The organism is Nocardia asteroides (assembly GCF_021183625.1).
In the GTDB taxonomy this organism is placed as follows: Bacteria; Actinomycetota; Actinomycetes; order Mycobacteriales; family Mycobacteriaceae; genus Nocardia; species Nocardia asteroides_A.
In genome coordinates, this window is the sequence record NZ_CP089214.1 from 2,136,510 (window position 1) to 2,158,288 (window position 21,779).

The window sequence follows — 21,779 nt, forward strand, 5'->3', positions numbered from 1 at the left end:
TCCGATCCGGAACGGCCTCCGAGCCTAACGGAGACCGGCCGGCTCCGGACGGGACGACGCACCGACACCGGGCAGCAGCGGCGCGGCGACCACCGGCGAGTAGTTGTCCGGGTCGCCCGCGACCGTCGTGCTCCGCCTGCCGCGGACGTCGACCGGGATGTCGCCCGCCAGCGTCACCCGGTGCAGCCGGCGGCGGTGCTCGCCGAAGTCGGCGACGCCGTAGTGCTGGGTGGCGCGGTTGTCCCAGAGCGCGACGTCGCCGTTGCGCCAGTCCCAGCGGACCGTGTTCTCCAGCCGGATGACCCGGTGCTGCAGCAGGTCGAGCAGGGCGCGCGAGTCGCGCGGCGAGACGTCGAGCAGGTGCTTCACGAACTGGCCGAGCACCAGCGACTTGCGGCCGGTCTCCGGGTGGATCCGGACCACCGGGTGCCTGGTCTCGAACCGCTCGGCGGTGAACTCCTGGTAGTAGGCGTTCTCGCCGTAGTTGCTCTCGCGGCCGTGCTCGGCGTAGTCGTAGCGGTTGGTGTGCAGCGCCCAGAGCTCCTCGGCCAGCACCTGGAGCGGGGCGGGCAGCGCGTCGTAGGCGGCGGTGGTCGAGGCCCAGACCGTGGTGCCGCCGTACGGCGGCAGGGTGACCGCGCGCAGCAGCGACGCCTTCGGCACCCGGTCCACGAAGGTGACGTCGGAGTGCCAGGCGTTGGCGGCGCCCTCCAGCTCCAGCAGCAGCGCGCCGCGCGACTTCACGGTCGGGTGCGGCTCGGTCGGGGTGCCGAGCCTGGCGGCGGCCTCCCACTGCGATTCCCGGTCCAGGTGGTGCTGGTCACGGAAGAAGAGCACCTGGTGCTCGGCGAGCGCCACCTGGATCGCGGTGGCGGTGGCATCGTCGAGCTGGGCGCCGAGCGTCAGCCCCCGCACCTCGGCGCCGAGCGCGCCACCGACCTTGCGGATATCGAGTACCGGCAGGTCGTCGCGGGTCAGCGCTGCGCGGGGAAGGGGCGCCACGGCCGTCATCGGATCCTCCTCGAACTCGACATCTAGCGATCCCCAGGAATCTAGGGGCGCCGCCGAGCCCGCGGAACGGTTGCGATCACCGTGCGCGAATCACGCTATCCGGCGGGTGCTGGTCTCCCCGCGGCCTCGGCCGCGTTGTCGGCGGTGAGCCGGTACACCACGCGCTCCAGCGTCGGCAGGATGGTGGAGATCTCGACCGTGCCGGTGGCGAACCCCCCGATCAGCGAGAGCACCACGTTGCCGAGGATCACCACGAGGTCCTCGAGGTAATCGGGGTCCAGGTTCTGGATGGCGTCGGCGACCCACGGGACGAGCACGGTCAGCCCCTGCTCGTCGAGGAGCTGCCCGCACGGCCCCTGCCTGGCGTAGTGGTACGCCTCCAGCATCCGGGGCTGCCGCTCCCAGGGCTCGAAGACACAGCGCAGCACCCGCATGAGCGAGTCGCGGGTGGCCTCGCCGGGCGGCGCGGGCTCCAGCTCGGCGTAGGCCTCGTCCGCCATCCAGTCCTTGATGGCGCGCACGATCAACTCGTCCCTGGTGGCGAAGAGCTTGTAGACGGTGGTCAGCGAGACGTGCGCGCGCTTGGCGACGACCCGCAGCTGGACCGCGTCGAAGCCCTCCGTCTGCAACAACTCCAGCACCACCGCGACGATCTGCCGCTGCGCCTCGGTGTCCTGCCCTCTCGCCACACCCTTACGGTAACTTCGTTACCTGGTAACCGTGTTACCAATCGCCGTCTCCGAGCTACGCTGCCACAAACTGGAACAGGTTTCAGGAAGTGGTGACGATGAAGCTGGTGCACGCGCTCTGGGGCCCGGGCGAGCTGCTCGGCGACCCGGCCCGCACGGGGCTGCGCACGGCCGGGGCCACCCGGATCCAGGTGAACCTCGCGGACGCCGCGGTGGCCGGAGCGCTGCTGCGGCTCACCACCTTCGCGGAGCCGGTGGCCGCGGTGGTGGCGACGGAGGTCCCGGACGAGGCGGCGGGCGCGCGGGTCTCGGCGGTGCTCACCGGTTTCGCCGAGCGGGTGGCGGGCTGGTGGGTCGAGGAGCACCTGCCGCTGCCGCCGCCCGCGGTTCCCCCCGGCGAGCGGGCGCCGGGGCTGGCGAACATCGCCTTCCTCCGCCGCCCGGCCGAGCTGCCCTACGCCGAGTGGCGCTCCGCGTGGCTGGAGCACCACACCGCGGTCGCCATCGAGACCCAGGCGACCTTCGGCTACGTGCAGAACCGGGTGCTCGGCCCGGCCACCGAGGGCGCACCGGAGCTCGCGGCGATCGTGGAGGAGCTCTTCCCGATCGAGGCGCTCACCGACCCGCACGCCTTCTACGGCAGCGGCGGCGACGATGCCGAGCTGCACCGCAGGACCGGCGCGATGCTGCGCAGCGTCGCGACCTTCGGCGCCGACCGCGACCTGGACGTGGTCCCGACCAGCCGCTACCTGCTGGCCTGACCGGCCAGCTCGCTCAGCAGCGCGCGGGTGCGGTCCGCGCTCTCGCCGCGGGTGAAGAGCGCGCCGACGAAATCGGTGGCGCCCGCCGCGGCGATCTCCGCGATCCGGGCCGCCACCTGCTCCTCGCCGCCGATCAGCGCCAGGTCGACCGGGCCCGCGACACCCTCGCGGTCCATCATGGCGCGGTACGAGGGCAGGTTCCCGTAGAAGCCGAAGGCCTTGCCCGCGCCGGCGCGCGCGTCCTCGACGTCGTCGGTGACGCAGACCGGCAGCGCGCAGACGACGCGCGGCGCCGGCTTGCCCGCCTCGGCCGCGGCCTCGGCGATCACCGGGACGATGTGCGAGCGGACGGTGGCCGGGCCGGTCATCCACAGCGTGGTGCCGTCGGTCTCGCGCCCGGCGAGCCGCAGCATGCGCGGGCCGAGCGCGGCGAGCAGCACCGGAACCCGGCCCTCGTTCGGCACGGTGAGCGCGAGTTCGGCACGCACCGTGTCGCCCTGGAACGAGGCGGGCCGGTTGTCCAGCAGCGGAAGCAGCACCCGCAGGTACTCGGTCATGTGGTGCGCGGGCCTGCCGAAGTCGTAGCCGTACATGTTCTCGATCACCGGGCGGTGCGAGAGCCCGACGCCGAGCGTGAGCCGGTTGTCGCCGAGCGCGAGCGCGGTGGTGCGGGCCTGCTGTGCGAGCGCGGCGGGGTGCCGCGGGTAGCTGGGCACCACCGCCGTCCCGAGCTCGATGCCCGGCACCCGGCTGCCGGCGACGGCGATGGCGGTCAGCGCGTCGACGCCGAAGATGTGCGAGAGCCACGCCGAGGAGAACCCCGCCGCGGCTGCGGCCGCCAGCTCGTCGGTCAGCCGGGTGAGGGCGTCGGGGCCCGAGGTCTCACCGAGCAAGATGCCGATACGCACGATCCGTCTCCTCCGCTCAGGCGGGCGAGCTCGCCCGCGCCGGTTCCGCGGGCCAGCATAGGCGCGCGGCGTCGCGCTGCTGGATCCGGAGGAAGAGGCGCAGCAGCACCTGGGTGAGGTCGAGGCCGAGTTCGGCGGCGCGGAGCTGGGCCAGTTCGACGGCCATCGCGTCGTGCACCGCGGCCGAGTCGCTGAGCACCTCGTCGAGCACCATGCCGCTGACGGCCTGGTCGCGGGTGAGCGGGATGTCGGGCAGCCAGTCGAGTCGCCAGGTACCGAATTCGTCGAGCCGAGCCTGTTCCGGGCTGACCGTGCTGGTGATCGTGGTCGCGGTGCTGTGCAGTGCCATGGTCCCCTCCGTTCGCGCTGCGAATGCTCGATCACGACCGCGCCGGTGTTCTGGGGCGGGCCGATGGTTCGCGTTGTCCGAGGACGAGCGGCAGGGGGATCGAGCGGAGACTCACCGGAAAGGCCGGGAACCTGCCTCCTGCCGCAGCGAGGTGTCCGTGGTCGGTACCTCCTCGCTGCCGGGGGCGGATTGTTTAGTTATGCTACCGAGCGCCTACTTGTGCCGTCAATTGTGCTTGAAGGCTTTTCAGTGACACTTCCTATGCTTTCGCCGATACTGGAGGTTGCGATTATGCGTCCTGAAGGGGGTTTCCGTGCCGCTTTCCCCAGTCCGAGCCGTCCGCTCCGAACTCCCGCGTCCGACCAGCAATTCCGGCGCGAAGGGTCTCGCTCCGCCTACCGGCCTCCGGTGCCCTATGCTCACGCCCCGTGACACATCGTGTGCTTCGCTGTGCCGCCCGCTCGGAGGGCTCCCGTGACTGAACCGGGCGAACCGATCGGCGCGCTCGTGCGCCGGCTGCGGATCGAGCGCAGCCTGACCCAGGCGGAGCTGGCGCAGCGGGCCGGTTGCTCGCGCAGCCTGGTGCAGCAGATCGAGAACGGCTCCCGGGTGCCCCCGCTCTCGCTGCGCGAGCGGCTCAGCCTCGCGCTCGGCGAGGAGTTGCCCGGTGCCCCCGCAGAAGCGGGCGACAGCGGGCTGCACGAGCTGCGGATGCGGTTCAACGTGCTACTCGGCAAGGATCCGCAGGTGGTCGAGCGCGCGCTGCGGATCGCGCAGAGCCTGCTGGACGCCTCCGGTGCGCGGGACGGGATCGAGCCGCTGCGGCTGATCGCCGATCGGCAGCTGGAGCGCGCCGAGGAGATCCTGACCCAGATCCCGTCGCGCAGCGCCACGGTCTGGGAGTGGAACACCGTCAACGACTGGCTCACCATCCTGGACCAGGCCAGCACGTCGGTGCGCGCCATCCACACCGCCGACCTCGGCACCATCGGTGGTGACGTCGGCGACGAATACCACGCCGCGATCCTGAAACTGGCGGACGAATCGCTCCCGCCGCGGATCGAGGTGCGGCGGATGTACGTGCTCGATGACATCAGCGATGTTTGGCCGTACGACGACAAACTCTGGCGACAGACCCGGGCGGGCGTCGAAAGTGTTCTGGTCAAGCGGGAACACGCCCGCAACGCGCAGAGCATGCTCGTTGTCGACGACCGCTACGTCGCCATCGGCGAGTACGACTACTCGCAGCAGGCCAGGGTGGCCACCCGCTTCTCCGTGCTCAACCATGATGTCGCCTTCGCGGTCAAGCGATTCGAGAAGCTTTACGCGCTGCGGCTCGCCGGCACCGCCGTCCCGGTGAACGACGTGGTGGCGGAGCCTGCGCTGGCGGGGTACCGGCGGCTTTCCGACGGCGACTGCCGGATGCAGTTCCGGGAGGCGCTGGCCGAGCGCTGGGCCAGGATCGCAGCCGATCCGGCCGGGGGGGCGGAGTGACCCCATCCGCGCTCGCCACCGTCACCCAGCGGTCCGAACAGCGCAAACGCCGGGTGAAGCGGCTGCTCACCCGCGATCATCCGTTCCCCGGTACCGGCGACCGCAGCTACACCGGGGTCATCGACGCCTACCACGGCGAGACCGGGCTCGGCCCGCACCCGGCCGCCGTCGCGGCGCTGGACCTGGCCTGGCACGAGTTGCTGCACGGCACCCCGCCGGACGATTACGCCGACGGCAGCCGCTACGACAAGCGCCAGCCCACGGTGCTGCGCGAACTGGCCGCGCGCAGGATGTTCGGCAGCCTGGAGCAGCCGGCCCCCGGGGTGCCGGGGGTCCGGGTGCGGCCGGAGGAGGTGATCGTCTGCGCTTACACCAGCACCATGCTGCTGGAGGAGGCGATCGCCACCATCGCCCGCCCCGGCGGGGTGCTGGTGTGCCCGGAGGGGTTCTACAAGAGCGCGGGCCTGCACGTGGAGAAGTACGGCCTGCGCATCGTGACCTGCCCGGTCGGTCCGGACGACGGCTTCACCATCGACCCGGTGCGGCTGCACCGCTGCCTCACCGAGCTGCGCGCCACCGGCGAACTCTGCGGCGTGCTACTCACCCTGCCGGGCAACCCGGTGGTGGCGCACTACTCGGCCGCCGACTTGGCCGCGATCGGCCGGGTGCTGCTCGCCGCCGACACCCCGGTGATCTGCGACGCCGCCTTCGATCACCTGGTGAGTGGGCACATCCCAATCGTCGCCGTCGACCGCAGGCTCTACGACAGGGTGCTCACCATCACTGGGAACTCCAAGGGCTACAACGCCTTCGGGCCGTGCAAGATGGGCGCGGCGTGCAGCGGCGACACCGCATGGCTCGCCCGGATCGCGGACCGGCTAACGCTCTCCTTCCAGCGCGAGACCACCCACCTGGCCAGGGCGATCGTCGAGCACACGCCGGACGAATACTTCGCGGGCAACCGCACCCTCATGCGCGCGCAGATGGACCGGGCGATCTGCCGGGTCCGCGAGATCGACGACCGGCTCGGCTTCGCCGCGCTGCGCCCGCTCGGCTCCCCGGAGGGGATGTTCCTGGCGCTTCGGTTCGACGCCGGGCTACTCGACGCCGCAGGCGTTCGGGACAGCGCGGAACTGGAGGATCTGCTGCTGATCGCCGCTGGGGTGGACAGCGTCGCGCTGGACCGGACCGGTTCGGCCCGCCCGGGGGTCCGGTTGAACGTGCTCGCGCCGCGCCGCGCGCCGGGCCAGGAGTGCCGCGACCTGCTGGCCGAACTCCTGGATCGGATCGAGCGGCTGCTGCTGGACATGTCGGCCGGGCTCAGGTATTCCGACGTGCTCGCGGCGCTGGATCTCGAACCGCTGCACCCCGTGGTTGCGATCGGCGGTGCGCCATTCCACGGCCCGCCGGGGCCGACGGACAGGCCGCTGGCCACCGTGGGCGCACCGTTGCGCGGATGAGCGGTCACCGCACCGGCGATCGTGTCGTGATCGGCGTCTGGCGCGAGACGGCGCGCGGTGAGACCCGGGTCGCGCTCACCCCCGCGGCGGTGCGCCGGCTCACCGATCACGGTCTCGACGTCACCGTCGAGACCGGCGCCGGCGAGCGCGCCGGCTTCGCCGACAGCCACTTCCGGGCCGCGGGCGCGCGCATCGCTCCTGATGCGGGCGCGGTCGGCGCCGCCGCCGATATCGTCGCGTGGGTCAAGACGCCCGCCTTCGCGCTCTCCGGCGACCGGCTCCGGCCGGGCACAACCCTGATCGGCTTCCAGGACCCGCACCAGCGACGCGAGCGGATCGACGCGCTCGCCGGGCACGGTATCCGCTCGATCGCGTTCGAATCGGTGCCCCGCACGGCGGCGACCGCGGAGTACGACGCCCTCACCCCGATGAGCCGGGTGGCGGGTGGCGTCGCTTACACCGCTGCCCGCGCACTGCTCCCGGCGGCGACCCGGAAGCGGCCGATCCGCAGCCTCGTCCTCGGCTTCGGCGCGGCGGGGCGCGCCGCGCTGGACGCCGCGCTGGCAGCGGGTGACACCCCGCCGACCGTCGTCGCCGCGCGCCGGGAGACCGAACCCACCGCGCTCGCCGCCGGCGCGCGTGCCTGCGTCACCGCGGCGGGCCCCGCAGCGATCCGGGCACTCGTCCCCGAGGTCGCCCCGGATATCGTGCTCTGCGCGGCCCTGCACCGCGGCGACCCCGCCCCGCTGCTGCTCGATGACGCCGCCCTCGGCCTGCTCGCCCCCGGCAGCGTGGTGGTCGACCTGGCCGCCAAGGCGGGTGGAAACTGCAGCGCCACCCGCCGCGACACCACTCGTACCCTGCCGAACGGCGTCGTCGTCACGCACCGCAGCAACTATCCGGCGGCGCGCCCGGGCGAGGCGAGCCACGCCTACGCGGCCGCCACAACAGCCATGATCCTGCGATTGGTAGCGGGTGGCGAACCTCCGACGGTGAACCAGAACTGAACGAATCCGACAGGTCCGCTGGATTGTTCCGGCGGGGGCGACCGGGGTGCACTGCACCTCGTTCGCCGGAATTCGAGGGGTCTCCGCATGTGTTGTCGTAGCCCGTTCCCGCGGCGGTCCGTCTAGTGACCGCCCCCGGCGCGCCGGCGCGCGGCCGTTTCGCAGGCAGCATCGGATCCACATCGACACCCTGCGGCTGGACCCTGCCGCGCTGCGATACCAGATCGATGTCCTCGGTGCGGATCGGGTGGTGCTCGGCACCGACCGCCCATCCGCACGGTGCCGAGCTGACCGGAGCAAGGGTGGCCGGTCTAGGCCACCCTCGCTGCTCAGCTCGTCCAGGCTGCGGCGATCCGCTCGACCCCGAGTTCGATATCGGCGCCGGTGGCGTTGCTGAAACCGAGCCGGATCCGGTCGGTGTGGCCGCCGTTGCCCTCGGGGTCGAAGTAGCGCCCGAGCGCGAACTCGACCCCGAGCGCCCTTGCCCGCTCGCGCAGTGCGACGAGGTCGAGCCCGGGCTGGGTGGCCCGCAGCCACAGGAAGATCCCGCCTTCGGGCTCGTCGAACGCCACCCGCTCCCCCAGCCGGGAGCGCAGCGCCGCGGTGAGCGCGCCGGACCGCTCCCGGTACAGCTCCCTGCCGGTGGCCAGCACGTCGTCGAAGAAGCCCGGTTCGGTGAGCACACCGGCCAGCGCCGTCTGGGTGAGCAGCGAACTGTGCTGGTCCACGTTGGCGCGCAGCCGGGTGAGCACCGGGAGCAGCCACTCCGGCGCGACGACCCAGCCCGATCGCAGCCCCGGCCCGAGCGTCTTGGAGAAGGTGTTCACCCGGACCACGGCGTCGCTCGCCGGCGGCAGATCCGGCAGCGCGGCACCGGCGAACCGCAGCGAGCGGTACGGGTTGTCGGAGACCACCACGAAGCCGTACCGCTCGGCGAGCGCCACCGTCCGCGCCCGGTCGGCGGCGGCGAGCGTCGCTCCGGTGGGGTTCTGGAAGTCCGGGATGAGGTAGAGCAGCTTGATCCGCAGCCCGTCGCGCAGCCGCCGCTCGAGCGCGTCCAGGTCGAGTCCGGCCGCCGAGCTCGGCACCCCCACGACCCGCGCCCCGTACTGCGCGAGCACCCGCAGCGCGACCGGGAAGGTCGGGTTCTCCACCGCGACGACGTCGCCGGGGTCGAGCAGTGCGGCGCAGAGCAGGCTGAGTCCGTGCAGCGCGCCGTTGGTGACCAGCACCCGGTCGGAGGTCGTCCCCTCGTGGTCGGCGATCCACTCGCGCAGCGGCTCGATGCCGGGCGCCACCGAGTACTGCAGCGCGGTGGCACCGGTCAGGGCGGTGCTGAAGGCAGCGGCCAATTCCGCGGTGGGCAGGGCCTCGGTGGCGGGCGCCCCGCCGACCAAACGAACGGCTCCCGGCGGGAGCGGCACGGCCGGACCGAACCCACCGGCCGGTTCGTATGTTGCGGAACGGGAGAGGATAGCGCTGCTGGTCACGGCAGACAACGCTAGAGCGGGCGACCGCGCGGGAACCCGGTTCGGATCGGCCGGATGCCAAGTCGCCGACACGTCGCGCGACCCGTGAACGGTGGCGCCGCCCGAGCGGTACCGTTGAGGTCAGCCCGCGCCGGATCCGTCCCGTGCGCGGGCCCGCACGGAAGGGGTGGCATGGCAGGCAAGCGCACGGTGCTCACCGTCGGGCTGCGCCGGCTGGCGGCGATGCTGCTCGAGATGCGGGAGGACGCGCAGCTCGGCAAGGAAGAGGTCAGCAGCCGCACCGGCATCAACATCACCACGCTGTACCGGATCGAGACGGCGCAGGCGCGGCCGCAGCGGCGCACGCTGATGGCGATGCTCGACCTGTACGACGTCGACGACAAGCAGCGCGAGGAAGCGATCGAACTGCTCACCACGGCGCTCAAGCCGGGCATGGCGCGGGCCTACGAGGGCAGCGTCTCCGAGGTCTACGCGGCCTACATCAACTTCGAGTCCGAGGCACTCTCGGCGCGGCACTACCAGACCTCGACGGTGCCGGGGCTGCTGCAGACCTACGAGTACGCCAACGCCGTCATCGACACCTCCATGCCGAAGCTGGAGGCGTCCATGATGGAGAGCAGGGCCAAGGCCAGGATGGACCGGGGGGTCAACCTCACCAAGGACGAGCCGCTGGAGCTCTGGGTGGTGATGGACGAGGCGGCCATCCGCCGGGTGGTCGGCGGCCCGGTCACCATGCGCGGCCAGCTGGAGCGGCTGCTGCAGGAGATCAAGCGCAAGAACGTGATCCTGCAGATCCTGCCCTTCGACGCGGGCGCGCACCCGGGCATGGCGGGCGCCTTCACGCTGCTCGACTTCCCGAACCCGGCCGATCCCGAACTGGTCTACATCGAGGGATTGGCAGGCGACGAGCTGATCGAGGGGCACACCGAGATCCGCCGCTTCGGCGTCATCTTCGACCAGCTGCGCGCCATGGCGCTGAGCCCGCGCGACTCCGCGGCCATGATCGCCGCCGCCGCGGCGGAACTCGCCGAGATCGGCGACTGAAACCGCAGCGGATTGGGTAATTCCCTCTGCACCACCGAGTGCTGAAGGAGGTGCGCCATGGCCGAGGTGACCGCCGACAGCGCCACCGAACCCGAGCTGAAACGCGTCATGGGTCCGGGGCTTCTGCTCTTGTTCGTGGTGGGCGACATCCTGGGAACCGGGATCTACGCGCTCACCGGCAAGGTCGCCAACGAGGTCGGCGGCGCCGTCTGGGTGCCGTTCCTCGTCGCCTTCGTGGTCGCGCTGATCACCGGGTTCAGCTACCTGGAGCTCGTCACCAAGTACCCGCAGGCCGCGGGCGCCGCGCTGTACACGCATAAGGCGTTCGGCATCCACTTCGTCACCTTCATGGTCGCCTTCGCGGTGATGAGCTCCGGCATCACCTCGGCCTCGACGGCGGCCCGCGCCTTCGCCGCCAACTTCGCCGAGGCGTTCGAGCTCGGCATCGGCGACGGCATCGGCATCACGCTGGTCGCGCTCTCCTTCATCCTCGTGATCGCCGCGATCAACCTGCGCGGGGTGAGCGAGGGCGTCAAGCTGAACGTGGTGCTCACCTGCATCGAGCTGACCGGGCTGCTCATCGTGATCGCCGTCGGGCTGTGGGCGCTCGGCTACGGCAACGGCGACTTCGGCCGGATCACCGAGTTCGAGACCGGCGACCGCTCCGCGCTCGGCGGCGTCATCGCCGCCACCACGCTCGCCTTCTACGCCATGGTCGGCTTCGAGGACTCGGTGAACATGGCCGAGGAGTGCAAGCAGCCGAGCAAGATCTTCCCCAAGGTACTGCTCGGCGGGCTGCTGCTGACCGGCCTCATCTACGTGCTGGTCTCCATCACCGCGGTGGCGCTGGTGGAGCCGAGCGAGCTCGGCGCGGGCGAGACCCCGCTGCTGAAGGTGGTCGAGATCGGCGCCCCCGGCTTCCCCACCGGCATCTTCGCCTTCATCACCATGTTCGCCGTAGCCAATTCGGCGCTCATCAACATGCTGATGGCGAGCAGGTTGCTCTACGGGATGGCGCGCCAGCACGTTCTGCCGCGCGCCTTCGGCGCGGTGCACCCCCGCAGGCACACCCCGCACGTCTCGATCGTCTTCACCACCGTGCTCGGGCTGGCGCTGATCCTCTTCGTCGGCCAGGTCCCCGAACTCGGCGGCACCACCGCGCTGCTGCTGCTCGCGGTCTTCACCATCGTCAACATCGCGGTACTCGTCCTGCGCCGTGATCCGGTCGAGCACAAGCACTTCCGCACCCCGACCATCCTGCCCATCATCGGCGCGCTCAGCTGCGGCTTCCTGGTCACCCCCTTCACCGACCGGAATCCGCAGCAGTACCTGATCGCGGGCATCCTGCTCGGCGTCGGCGCACTGCTCTGGGCGGTGAACCAGCTCGCGCTGCGCAAGCAGGCGAAGCCGGTCGCGCCGGAGGCTGCTGAGCGCTGACGACTCCGAAGACCCTCCCCTCCGAGCGGCAACCGGACGTCGAGTGGCCTGCCGCCGTGGAATGAGCCCGGGCGGGGGCTACCCTCGACCGGTGGCAGCCCCGACCCCAGCCCCGCACCCCGCCCTCACCGCGCTGACCCCGCTGCTCGGCGTCTGGCGCGGCAAGGGCCACGGCGAGTACCCGACCATCGACTCCTTCGACTACCTGGAGGAGGTGGAGTTCGGGCACATCGGCCGCCCGTTCCTCACCTACCGGCAGCGCACGCGGGCCGCCGACGACGGCCGCCCGCTGCACGCTGAGGTCGGCTACCTGCGCTGCCCCGCGCCGGATCGGGTAGAGCTGATCCTGGCCCACCCCACCGGCATCACCGAGATCTACGAGGGCACGCTCGACACCGCCGATGGCGTCATACGGCTGGAGCTGACCACCACCGGAATCGGGCTCAGCAGCACCGCGAAATCGGTGACCGCGATGGGCCGCTCGTTCACCGTCCGGGACGACGCGCTGGACTACTCGGTGCGGATGGCCGCCGTCGGCGAGCCGCTGCAGCACCACCTGGCAGCCACGTTGCAGCGCGCCGAGCCGTAGCCCGCGGCGGCCGGGTCCCCGCTCGCGTAGCACGCGCCGAGCACGTCCCCGCCCTCAGTACTCCGGCGGCAGGGCCGTGAACATGTCCCTGGTCACCGCGACCGCGTTGTCCGAGCTGCCGCCCTTGACCAGCAGGGTGGCGAAGGCGAGGTCGCCGCGGTACCCGACGAACCAGGAGTGCGAGCCGCCCTCCACCTCGGCCTCGCCGGTCTTGCCGTAGACCTCGCCCTGGTCGACGATCCGCTCGGCGGTACCGCCGGTGACCACCTTGCGCATCATGGTGCGCAGCCCGTCGATCGCCGCGGGCGCCGGGTCGGGGCGCTCGCCGTCGACCTCGGTGGTGCGGCCGCCGATCAGCCACGGTGTCGGCGCCCGCCCGGTGGCGACGGTGGCCGCCATCAGCGCCATGCCGAACGGGCTCACCACCACCCGGCCCTGGCCGATGCCGTCCTCGGTGCGCTGCACCAGCTCCTCGGCAGGCGGCACCGAGCCGGAGAAGGTCGGCAGCCCGGGGACGGTGTAGGTCGCGCCGACCCCGAGCGACGCGGCGGCACTGTGCAGTGCGTCGCCGGGCAGCTCGCTGGCGAGCTTGGCGAACGAGGTGTTGCAGGAGCGCTCGTACGCGGTGGCCATCGGCACGCTGCCCACCGAGAAGAGGTCGTAGTTCGGAATCGTGCGCTCGCCGATGGTGATCCGGCTCGGGCAGGGCAGCACGGTGTCCGGATCGGCGAGCCCGGCGGTCATGGCGGCGGTCGCGGTCACCGTCTTGAAGATCGAACCGGGCGGGTACTGGCCGATGGTCGCCATCGGGCCGTCCCGGTCGGTGGCCTCGTTCTGCGCGACCGCCAGGATCGCGCCGGTGGACGGCCGGATCACCACCATCATGGTCTGCTCGTCGCGGCGCACGTCCACCGCGCGCTGCGCCGCGTTCTGCACGAACCGGTCGACGCTGAGCGCGAAGGACGGCGCGGGCTGCGCGGCCACCTCGGTGAGCACGTCGGTGTCGGCGCCGTTGGCGTTCACCGTGACGACGCTCCAGCCGGCCCTGCCGTCCACCTCGGTGATCACCGTCTGCCGCACCTGGGTCATCAGATCGGGGGCGAACTTCCGGTCGGTCGGCACCATGTCCCACTCCGGGACAAGGGTGACGCCGGGCAGCCCGATGAGCTCGTTCGTGACCTGGTCCGCCTCCACCTCGTTCAGCGCGATCACGGTGTGCGGGCCGCGCGCGGCGCGGGCGGCGGCGAGGATCTTCGGCGGGGTCAGCTCGGTGTCGAAGCGGTGCAGCGCGCGGGCCAGCGTGGTGGCGGTGCTGCCCGGGTCGGCGGCGGCGCCGGTGTCGAAGGTGACCCGGGAGACCCGGCCGGGCACCAGCACGTCGCTGCCGGAGGACTCGTTCACCCTCGCCTTCGGCGCGGGGTCGGCGCGCAGCACCATGGACTGGGTGTCGCCGAGCCGGGGGTGGATGTCGGCGGAGGTCCAGCGCACCGCCCAGCGACCATCGATCTTGCCCATCTGCAGCTGGCCGGTGTAGCTCCAGACCCGATTCTTCGGCAGCCGCCACTCGTAGGTGTACTCCACCGTCGCGGTGTCGCCGCTGACCCTGGCCTGCCCCGTCGTCGCCGCCAGGCTCTCGGCCTGGAGGTTCTTCCACGCGGACTCCAGTGCGGGCCCGGCCTTCTCGGGGAGGCCGGTGAGTTCGGCGGCGTCGTCGGTGCGACGTTCGGCGAAGGCCTCGACGAAGGCGTCGGCGGCGGGGATCGGGCCCTGCGGGCCCGCCGAGCAGCCGACGGCGGCCAGCACCGTGCAGACCGTCGCCGCGAGCGTGGTGACCATCCGGATCGACACGGCCCGATGGTAACCGGCGATCGACCGGCAAACCCCGATGGCGCACCGGGAGTTCGGCCGCTCAGTCCAGCAGAACGGTGGCGAAGGTGGCGATCTGCTGGAAGCCGACCTTCCGGTACGCGCGGCGCGCGGCGCCGTTGTAGTCGTTGACGTAGAGGCTGGCGGTGCGGCCGGAGGCGACCACCGCGTTCGCGACCGCCGCGGTGCCGGTGGCGCCGTGCCCCTTCCCGCGGTGCTCCGGGTGCACCCAGACGCCCTGGATCTGCCCGGTGCGCCGGGAGAGCGCGCCGACCTCGGCCTTGAAGACGACCTCGCCGTCGTCGAATCGAGCCCAGGCCCGGCCGGATTCGATCAGCCCGGCGATCCGCCTGCGGTAGCCGCGCCCGCCGTCGCCCGCCCTGGGGTCGACGCCGACCTCCTCGATGAACATGGCGATGGCGGCCTCGAGGTAGCGGTCCAGCTCGTCCGGGCGCACCTTGCGCACCTCCGGGTCCGCGGTGATCACGGCGTACCCGGCCAGGGCGAGCAGCGGCTGCACGCCGCGCACCTCGCGCTCCGGACCCCAGTGCCCGGCCAGCGCCTCCCAGAGCGGCAGCGCCAGCTCACGGCGGCCGACCACCGAGGAGCACATGCGCGGGAAGCGCAGCGCGCGCTCGGCGAAGGCCTTCACGGAGGCGGCGTCACCGCGCAGCGGCACCAGGTTCGCGCCGGAGAAGCACAGCGAATCGCCTGGATCACCCCGGCTCCACAGCTCGCCGTAGCCGTACCCGGCATCCAGGCCGTACTCCTGCAATCGGGCCGCGACCATGCACGACGCGACCGGATCGGTATCGAGGACGCGCAGCACCTGCGCGAGATCCCGGTTCGCGAGCTGTCGCGCGGCCGGGTGCCGCGCCCGACGCGCCGGCTCCAGCAGACTCCGCACAACGCCAAGCCTGCCACGAACCGGGCCGGAGCGGTACAGCAAGTACCGAACCTTGATCTTCTACCCGACGGTAACCACCGGATCGCCGGATTCGGCTTCGCCCATCTGCTCGGCGATCCGCATGGCCTCTTCGATGAGGGTCTCGACGATCTGCGACTCGGGGACGGTCTTGATGACCTCGCCCTTGACGAAGATCTGGCCCCTGCCGTTGCCGGAGGCGACGCCGAGATCGGCCTCGCGCGCCTCGCCGGGGCCGTTCACGACGCACCCCATGACGGCGACGCGCAGCGGCACCTCCATGCCCTCCAGCCCTGCGCTCACCTCGTTGGCGAGGGTGTAGACGTCGACCTGGGCCCGCCCGCAGGACGGGCAGGAGACGATCTCCAGCTTGCGCGGCCGCAGGTTCAGCGACTGCAGGATCTGCCCGCCGACCTTGATCTCCTCGGCGGGCGGCGCGGAGAGCGAGACCCGGATGGTGTCGCCGATCCCCTCGCCGAGCAGCGCGCCGAAGGCCACCGCCGACTTGATGGTGCCCTGGAACGCGGGCCCGGCCTCGGTGACCCCGAGGTGCAGCGGGTAATCGCTCTGCGCGGCCAGCTGCCGGTACGCCTCCACCATGACCACCGGGTCGTTGTGCTTGACCGAGATCTTGATGTCGCCGAAGCCGTGCTCCTCGAAGAGCCCGGCTTCCCAGAGCGCCGACTCCACCAGCGCCTCCGGCGTGGCCTTGCCGTACTTCGCCAGCATCCGCTGGTCGAGCGAGCCCGCGTTGACGCCGATCCGGATCGGGATGCCCGCGGCCCCGGCCGCCTTGGCGACCTCCTTGACCCGGCCGTCGAACTCCTTGATGTTGCCGGGATTCACCCGCACCGCGGCGCACCCGGCGTCGATCGCGGCGAAGATGTAGCGCGGCTGGAAATGGATATCGGCGATCACCGGGATCTGCGACTTCTTCGCGATGGTCGCCAGCGCGTCGGCGTCTTCCTGGCGCGGGCACGCGACCCGGACGATGTCGCAGCCGGAGGCGGTGAGCTCCGCGATCTGCTGCAGCGTCGCGTTGATGTCGTGCGTCTTGGTGGTCGTCATGGACTGCACCGAGATCGGATGATCGCTGCCGACGCCGACACCGCCGACCATGAGCTGGCGGGTCTTGCGCCGGGGTGCGAGGACGGCCGCGGGGGCGGCGGGCATCCCCAATCCGATGGTTGTCACTTCTCGGCTGCCTTCTTCCTCAGGTGCGTGGTCGAGCCGTTGCGTCATCGAGCTTAGTCGCGCTCCGCGGGTGGGGCCGGTGTGAGGCCGCCGACAGCCGCGGTCAGGGGAACAGTTTGACCGGGTTGACGATGTCGGCGGTGAGCGTGAGCACCATGTACGCGCCGCCGAGCACAACGGCCGCGTAGGTGAGCGGCAGCAGTTTCAGGTAGTCGACCGGGCCGCCGGGGGCCAGCCCGCGCCAGGCGCGCAGCGAGTTGCGCGCCTTCTCGTAGAGCACGACGGCCATGTGCCCGCCGTCCAGCGGAAGCAGCGGGAGCAGGTTGAAGGCGCCGAGGAAGAAGTTCAGGCTGGCCAGGACCAGGATGAAGATGCCCCAGAGCCCGCGCTCGGCGGTCTCGCCGCCGATCCGGCTGGCGCCGTACACGCTGACCGGGGTCTCCGGATCGCGCTCGCCGCCGGTCACCGCGGTCCACAGCGCCGACACCTTGGCAGGCATCTGGGCCAGCGACTCCATGGTGCGCACGAACATGTCGCCGGTGAAGGCGAGCGAGGCGGGCACGGCGCCGAGCACGTCGTACTTCTGCGGCGGCTCGGCGCCGTAGGAGCCGACGCCGACGGCGCTGACCTCGCGCGGGTTCTGGCCGTTGTCGTCGTAGCGCACGGTGCGCTCCGGCGTCACCGCGACGGTGAGCGTCGCCCCGTCCCGCTCGATCGTGTAGTCGAAGGTGCCGGTCTGCTTCTGGGTCTCGCGCTGGAAGTCCTTCCAGGTGCTCACCGCGACACCGTTCACCGCGGTCACCACGTCGCCGCGGCGCAGCCCGGCGCGCTGCGCCGGACCGGTGCCCGCGCACTCCTGCAGGGTGCCGTCCGGGTTGGCGGTGGCGACGCAGTTCATCGCGCCGAGCTTGGTCTCGACCGGGTCCAGCTGCGGCAGCCCCCAGCCGATCGCGAGCACCACCACGAGCAGGAAGCCGAGCAGGAAGTTCATCGCGATGCCGCCGAACATCACCACCATGCGCTTCCAGGTGGCCTGCCGGTACATGGCCCGGTCCAGATCCTCCGGCGGCACCTCGTCCAGCGCGGTCATCCCGACGATGTCGCAGAAGCCGCCGAGCGGGAGCGCCTTGAGGCCGTACTCGGTCTCGCCGCGCTGGAAGGAGAAGACCTTCGGGCCGAAGCCGATGTAGTAGCGCCGCACCTTCATGCCGGTCGCCTGGGCCGCCCACATGTGGCCGCACTCGTGCAGCGCGACCGAGATCGTGATGCCGAGGGCGAACAGGGCGAAGCCCAACGCGAACACCATCTGAACTCCAGTCCTCCTGCGAATTCGACCCCCGGCGCCGGACGCCTGTGGTCAACAGTAGCGGTGCGGGACCGTACCAGCCCGAGCGATCAGGCCGATCGCCCGCGCACCGCGGCGGCGGCGAAGGAGCGCGCCCACCCGTCGGCGGCCAGCACCTCGGCCAGCGAGCCCGGCTCGGCCCGCCACTCGTCCGCGCCCTCGACCGCCTCGGTGACGATCCGCACGATCTCCGGGAAGCGGATCGCGCCGTCCAGGAAAGCCTGCACCGCGACCTCGTTGGCGGCGTTGTAGACCGCCGTCACGCTGCCGCCGAGCGTGCCCGCCCGGCGGGCCAGCTCGACCGCGGGGAAGACCGCGTCGTCCACCGGCTCGAAGGTCCAGGTGGCGGCGGTGCCGAAGTCGCAGGCGGCGGCGGCACCGGGGATCCGGTCCGGCCAGCCGAGCGCGAGCGCGATCGGCAGCTTCATGTCCGGCGGGCTGGCCTGCGCGAGCGTCGAGCCGTCGGTGAAGGTGACCATGGAGTGCACGATGGACTGCGGGTGCACGGTGACGTCGATCCGGTCGTACGGGATGCCGAAGAGCAGGTGCGTCTCGATCAGCTCCAGCCCCTTGTTCACCAGCGAGGCCGAGTTCAGCGTGTTCATCAGCCCCATGGCCCAGGTCGGGTGCGCCTTGGCCTCGGCCGGGTTGACGTTCTCCAGCATCTCGGTGGTCCAGCCGCGGAACGGCCCGCCGGAGGCGGTGAGCACCAGCCGGTCCACCTCGTCGGCGCGGCCGCCGCGCAGGCACTGGGCGAGCGCCGAGTGCTCGGAGTCGACCGGGACGATCTGCCCCGGCGCGGCCGCGCGGGTCACCAGCGAACCGCCCGCGACCAGCGACTCCTTGTTCGCCAGCGCGAGCCGGGTGCCGGATTCCAGCGTCGCCAGCGTCGGCTCCAGGCCGAGCGAGCCGACCAGCGCGTTCAGCACCACGTCGGCCTCGGTGCGGCGGACCAGCTCGGTCACCGCGGCGGGGCCCGCCAGCTCCAGGTCGAGCCGGTGCGCCGCGCGCGGATCGGCCACCGCGACATTGCTGGTCCCGGTCGCGGCCATCTGCGCGGCCAGCAGCTCGGGGTTCCCGCCGCGGGCGGCGAGCCCGACCACCTCGAACCGGTCGGGGTTGGCGGCGATCACCTCCAGCGCCTGGGTTCCGATGGATCCGGTGCTGCCGAGCAGCAGGACTCTCACGATGTCGGACACCGCCCCATTGTGGCAGCCCTGCTGGCTACGACATGCGGTCGTATGTCACGATATCGGGCGTAGTCGTATCCCCGCCAGAAGGAGCGATCGTGGCCGCCACGGAACTCGAACCCGCCGACAGCGAGCGCGCGGTCGTGCACCGCGTCGACACCGCCGACGTGCCGTCGGCCGCCTGGGGCTGGAGCGGGGAATCGCCGAAGACCTTCCGCATCGCGGGCTGGTTCGTCGCGCTCGCCCTGCTCGCCATGATCATCGGAAACCACAACGGCAGGGTCGAGGACATCTTCCTGGTCGGCTTCGCGCTCTCCATCGCCGGCCTGTTCGTCTACGACGCGATCCACCGGCGTCGGCCCAGGTAGCTCCCGTTCGCCCGCCACCGGGCCGAGCAGCGGCGTGTGGGCGCCGCCCGATCTGCCCTGCCCCGGCACGGGGCCGCTGACCCCGTCCGCGCTCAGCGACCGCGGCGGCGGCCCTGCTTCGGCGCGGATGCGCGCGGGGCGCCGCGCTTGGCCGCAGCTTTCTTCGGCTGCGCGCGATTCGACTTCGCGGGCTCGACACGGGCCGAGGGCGTGCGGGCCGGCTTCGCGGGCTCGGCGCGGGCCGAGGGCGAGCGGGTGCTGCGCGCGGTGCGGCCGCGCACCACGCCGACGAACTCCTCGACCGGCTCGGTGGTCGCCGCGCTCGGCCAGGCCAGCGCCACCTCGGTGCCGGGCAGGTCGGTGACGGTCCGGTAGACCAGGTCGCGCCTGGCGTGCAGCCGCGCGATGGAGTGCGGCAGCACCGCGACGCCGACCCCGGCGGCCACCAACTCCAGGATTCCCGCCGCGCCGTCGATATCGTCCCCGTCGTGCCGCTGCCAGCCGGCCAGATCCGCCTCGGCGATCTCGTCGTACGCCGCCACCGGGTGCTCTTTCGGCACCACGGCGACCGCCAGCTCCCGGTACAGCGAAATGACGCTCAGCCCGTCCCGCTCCACCGGCAGCCGGACGAAGCACATGTCGACCTCCCCCGCGCGCAGCGCCCGCTCCTGCTCGGCCTGCGCCAGCGGCACCGTGGTCAGCGGAGCCTCCGGGAACCGCTCGGCCCAGATCCGCTCCCACTTCGACACCGTCACCCCGGGCGCGAACCCGACCCGCAGCGACGCGGCCTCCGGCTCGGCCACCGGCCGCGCGGTGTGCGCGAGCACCGCCCGCGCCTGTTCCCGGAGCGCCGCCCCCGCCTCGGTCAGCTCGGTCGGCTGCGCACCGGGCACGAAGAGCCGCTCCCCCAGCTCCTGCTCCAGCTCGATCACCGTGCGGCTGAGCCGCTGCCTGGCGATGCCGAGCGCCCGCGCGGCGCGCGCGAAGTGCAGTTCGTCGGCGACCGCGACGAACTGCCGCAGCCGCTCGGGGTCGATCGAATCGGGGCTGCTCACCCGGGTGACAGTAGTGCACCGCCGCGGCGGATAAGATGCTCGGCGTGCCGAACCCGCAGACCATGAAACCGCTCACGGCCGCCGCCAAGCTGGGCATCTACCTGCCCGCCGCGCCGGAGGAGTTCCGCACGCACCCGATCACCCGCGAGGAGCTGACCGCGCTGCGCGAGAATCCGCCGGAGTGGCTGCGCGAGCTGCGCCGCACCGGCCCGTTCCCGCGCGACGTCGTCGCCCGCAAGCTCGGCGTCAGCAACAGCGGGCTGGCCCGCGCCGAGGTCTCCGACCACCTCACCGCCACCGAGATCGAGGCGCTGCTCGCCGACCCGCCTGCGTGGCTGCTGCGCGAGCGCGAGAACCTGCGCACCGTCGAGGCCGAGGCCACCCGGGTCGAGGAGGAGCGCGAGCGCAGGCGGGCGGCGAGCAACCGCCCGCAGAAGAACTACTAGTTCTCCGCGGCCAGCTGCCCGCAGGCGGCCGCGATCTCCTGGCCCCGGGTGTCGCGCACCGTGCACGGCACGCCCTGCTCGTTCACCCGGCGCACGAACTCCCGCTCCACCGGCTTCGGGCTGGCGTCCCACTCGCTGCCCGGGGTCGGGTTGAGCGGGATCAGGTTCACGTGCACCCGCGAGCCGAGCGCCCGGTGCAGCTTCTTGCCGAGCATGTCCGCGCGCCACGGCTGGTCGTTCACGTCCCGGATGAGCGCGTACTCGATCGAGATCCGGCGGCCGGTGGTGTCGGCGTAGTAGCGCGCGGCCTCCAGCACCTCCGCGATCGGCCAGCGGTTGTTCACCGGAACCAGGGTGTCGCGCAGCTCGTCGTCGGGGGTGTGCAGCGAGACGGCCAGCGTCACCGAGAGCCCCTCGTCGGCCAGTTTGCGGATGGCGGGGGCCAGCCCGACCGTGGAGACGACGACATTGCGCTGCGAGATGCCGAACCCGTCCGGCGCGGGCGCGGTGATCCGGCGGACCGCGGCGACCACCCGCTTGTAGTTGGCCAGCGGCTCACCCATCCCCATGAAGACGATGTTGGAGAGCCGGCCCGGGCCGCCCGCCACGTCGCCGTCGCGCAGCGCGGCCGCCGCGGCGCGCACCTGGTCGACGATCTCGGCGGTGGAGAGGTTGCGGTCCAGCCCGCCCTGGCCGGTGGCGCAGAAGGGACAGGCCATGCCGCAGCCGGCCTGGCTGGAGATGCAGAGCGTGTTGCGGTCGGGGTAGCGCATGAGCACGCTCTCCACCAGCGTGCCGTCGCCCGCACGCCAGAGCGTCTTGCGGGTGCTGCCGTCGTCGCAGGCGACGTGCTTGACCACGCTCAGCAGCGGCGGGAAGAGCGCGTCGGCGACCCGCTCGCGCAGCGGGGCGGGCAGATCGGTCATCAGGCTCGGGTCGGCCTGCAGCCGGGCGTAGTACTGCCTGGCGATCTGGTCGGCCCGGAACCTGGGCAGCCCGAGTTCGGCCACGGCGGCGCGCCTGCCCTCCGCGTCGAGATCGGCGAGATGCGTGCGCGGCATCCCGCGGCGCGGGGCATCGAAAACGAGCGGAAGGGAGGCGACCATAGTGCTACCAGTGTCCCATCCGCGCGTAATCGCGCTGGTAGCGGG

At 72.0% G+C, this 21,779-nt stretch carries 21 protein-coding genes; 9 read left to right on the forward strand and 12 right to left on the reverse strand.

Annotated elements, in window-relative coordinates:
* Nucleotides 1-24 precede the first annotated feature (24 nt).
* A complete protein-coding gene (locus tag LTT61_RS10340) occupies nt 25-1,011 on the reverse strand; it encodes a TauD/TfdA dioxygenase family protein (protein ID WP_233019721.1) in 987 nt (328 codons plus the stop codon).
* Between the two features lie 95 nt (nt 1,012-1,106).
* Complete coding sequence (locus tag LTT61_RS10345; RefSeq protein ID WP_233019722.1) at nt 1,107-1,700, reverse strand: TetR family transcriptional regulator; 594 nt, start codon at nt 1,698-1,700, stop codon at nt 1,107-1,109.
* Nucleotides 1,701-1,798: 98 nt separating this feature from the next.
* Between LTT61_RS10345 and LTT61_RS10350 the strand changes: the two genes are divergently transcribed.
* On the forward strand, nt 1,799-2,461 hold the full coding sequence (locus LTT61_RS10350; protein ID WP_233019723.1) for a hypothetical protein: 663 nt from the start codon (nt 1,799-1,801) through the stop codon (nt 2,459-2,461).
* On the opposite strand, the gene LTT61_RS10355 is transcribed toward LTT61_RS10350, so the two are convergent.
* Together LTT61_RS10355 and LTT61_RS10360 are read right to left on the reverse strand one after the other, a co-directional pair.
* Complete coding sequence (locus LTT61_RS10355; RefSeq protein ID WP_233019724.1) at nt 2,446-3,369, reverse strand: TIGR03564 family F420-dependent LLM class oxidoreductase; 924 nt, start codon at nt 3,367-3,369, stop codon at nt 2,446-2,448. The two genes, LTT61_RS10350 and LTT61_RS10355, sit on opposite strands and share 16 nt — an antisense overlap.
* A gap of 16 nt (nt 3,370-3,385) precedes the next feature.
* Nucleotides 3,386-3,718, reverse strand: coding sequence for a hypothetical protein (locus LTT61_RS10360; RefSeq protein ID WP_233019725.1), 333 nt, complete (start codon nt 3,716-3,718; stop codon nt 3,386-3,388).
* A 474-nt stretch (nt 3,719-4,192) separates the two neighbouring features.
* Here LTT61_RS10360 and LTT61_RS10365 point away from each other — a divergent pair, with 474 nt between their 5' ends.
* From LTT61_RS10365 to LTT61_RS10375, 3 genes are read left to right on the forward strand one after another with little or no spacing between them, the layout of a single operon-like run.
* The gene (locus LTT61_RS10365; protein WP_233019726.1) at nt 4,193-5,212 is read left to right on the forward strand and encodes a helix-turn-helix domain-containing protein; all 1,020 of its coding nucleotides are present in this window, start codon (nt 4,193-4,195) and stop codon (nt 5,210-5,212) included.
* Nucleotides 5,209-6,672 (forward strand): pyridoxal phosphate-dependent aminotransferase, encoded by a 1,464-nt coding sequence (locus tag LTT61_RS10370; RefSeq protein ID WP_233019727.1) that lies wholly within the window; start codon nt 5,209-5,211, stop codon nt 6,670-6,672. The genes LTT61_RS10365 and LTT61_RS10370 overlap by 4 nt, the downstream gene beginning before the upstream one ends.
* Complete coding sequence (locus LTT61_RS10375; protein WP_233019728.1) at nt 6,669-7,679, forward strand: hypothetical protein; 1,011 nt, start codon at nt 6,669-6,671, stop codon at nt 7,677-7,679. The genes LTT61_RS10370 and LTT61_RS10375 overlap by 4 nt, the downstream gene beginning before the upstream one ends.
* A 329-nt stretch (nt 7,680-8,008) precedes the next feature.
* Here the strand turns inward: LTT61_RS10375 and LTT61_RS10380 are convergent, their stop codons facing one another.
* A complete protein-coding gene (locus LTT61_RS10380; RefSeq protein WP_233019729.1) occupies nt 8,009-9,169 on the reverse strand; it encodes a PLP-dependent aminotransferase family protein in 1,161 nt (386 codons plus the stop codon).
* 171 nt (nt 9,170-9,340) lie between these two features.
* Between LTT61_RS10380 and LTT61_RS10385 the strand changes: the two genes are divergently transcribed.
* The 3 genes from LTT61_RS10385 to LTT61_RS10395 all read left to right on the forward strand — a co-directional run bounded on the left by LTT61_RS10385 (nt 9,341) and on the right by LTT61_RS10395 (nt 12,239).
* Nucleotides 9,341-10,213, forward strand: a complete 873-nt coding sequence (locus LTT61_RS10385) for a helix-turn-helix domain-containing protein (RefSeq protein ID WP_233019730.1) — start codon at nt 9,341-9,343, stop codon at nt 10,211-10,213.
* Nucleotides 10,214-10,270: 57 nt separating this feature from the next.
* The gene (locus tag LTT61_RS10390; protein ID WP_233019731.1) at nt 10,271-11,650 is read left to right on the forward strand and encodes an APC family permease; all 1,380 of its coding nucleotides are present in this window, start codon (nt 10,271-10,273) and stop codon (nt 11,648-11,650) included.
* A 61-nt stretch (nt 11,651-11,711) separates the two neighbouring features.
* Nucleotides 11,712-12,239: a peroxynitrite isomerase gene (locus LTT61_RS10395; RefSeq protein ID WP_420094763.1), complete on the forward strand. Its 528-nt coding sequence runs from the start codon at nt 11,712-11,714 to the stop codon at nt 12,237-12,239.
* A 54-nt stretch (nt 12,240-12,293) separates the two neighbouring features.
* On the opposite strand, the gene LTT61_RS10400 is transcribed toward LTT61_RS10395, so the two are convergent.
* The 5 genes from LTT61_RS10400 to dxr all read right to left on the reverse strand — a co-directional run bounded on the left by LTT61_RS10400 (nt 12,294) and on the right by dxr (nt 18,768).
* Entirely contained in the window at nt 12,294-14,075 is a 1,782-nt protein-coding gene (locus LTT61_RS10400; protein ID WP_233020943.1) for a penicillin-binding transpeptidase domain-containing protein, read from the reverse strand.
* Nucleotides 14,076-14,148: 73 nt separating this feature from the next.
* Nucleotides 14,149-15,012 (reverse strand): GNAT family N-acetyltransferase, encoded by an 864-nt coding sequence (locus tag LTT61_RS10405; protein ID WP_233019733.1) that lies wholly within the window; start codon nt 15,010-15,012, stop codon nt 14,149-14,151.
* A 60-nt stretch (nt 15,013-15,072) separates the two neighbouring features.
* Nucleotides 15,073-16,203: a flavodoxin-dependent (E)-4-hydroxy-3-methylbut-2-enyl-diphosphate synthase gene (gene ispG, locus LTT61_RS10410; protein ID WP_233020944.1), complete on the reverse strand. Its 1,131-nt coding sequence runs from the start codon at nt 16,201-16,203 to the stop codon at nt 15,073-15,075.
* 124 nt (nt 16,204-16,327) lie between these two features.
* Nucleotides 16,328-17,530: a M50 family metallopeptidase gene (locus LTT61_RS10415; protein ID WP_233019734.1), complete on the reverse strand. Its 1,203-nt coding sequence runs from the start codon at nt 17,528-17,530 to the stop codon at nt 16,328-16,330.
* An 89-nt stretch (nt 17,531-17,619) separates the two neighbouring features.
* Entirely contained in the window at nt 17,620-18,768 is a 1,149-nt protein-coding gene (gene dxr / locus LTT61_RS10420; RefSeq protein ID WP_233019735.1) for a 1-deoxy-D-xylulose-5-phosphate reductoisomerase, read from the reverse strand.
* A gap of 89 nt (nt 18,769-18,857) precedes the next feature.
* Between dxr and LTT61_RS10425 the strand changes: the two genes are divergently transcribed.
* Nucleotides 18,858-19,127 (forward strand): DUF2631 domain-containing protein, encoded by a 270-nt coding sequence (locus LTT61_RS10425; protein ID WP_233019736.1) that lies wholly within the window; start codon nt 18,858-18,860, stop codon nt 19,125-19,127.
* 92 nt (nt 19,128-19,219) lie between these two features.
* Here the strand turns inward: LTT61_RS10425 and LTT61_RS10430 are convergent, their stop codons facing one another.
* A complete protein-coding gene (locus tag LTT61_RS10430) occupies nt 19,220-20,182 on the reverse strand; it encodes a LysR family transcriptional regulator (protein ID WP_233019737.1) in 963 nt (320 codons plus the stop codon).
* Nucleotides 20,183-20,217: 35 nt separating this feature from the next.
* Here LTT61_RS10430 and LTT61_RS10435 point away from each other — a divergent pair, with 35 nt between their 5' ends.
* Nucleotides 20,218-20,628, forward strand: a complete 411-nt coding sequence (locus tag LTT61_RS10435) for a DUF5997 family protein (protein WP_233019738.1) — start codon at nt 20,218-20,220, stop codon at nt 20,626-20,628.
* Here LTT61_RS10435 and rlmN read toward each other — a convergent pair.
* Nucleotides 20,625-21,734: a 23S rRNA (adenine(2503)-C(2))-methyltransferase RlmN gene (gene rlmN, locus LTT61_RS10440; RefSeq protein ID WP_233019739.1), complete on the reverse strand. Its 1,110-nt coding sequence runs from the start codon at nt 21,732-21,734 to the stop codon at nt 20,625-20,627. The two genes, LTT61_RS10435 and rlmN, sit on opposite strands and share 4 nt — an antisense overlap.
* Nucleotides 21,735-21,779 lie beyond the last annotated feature (45 nt).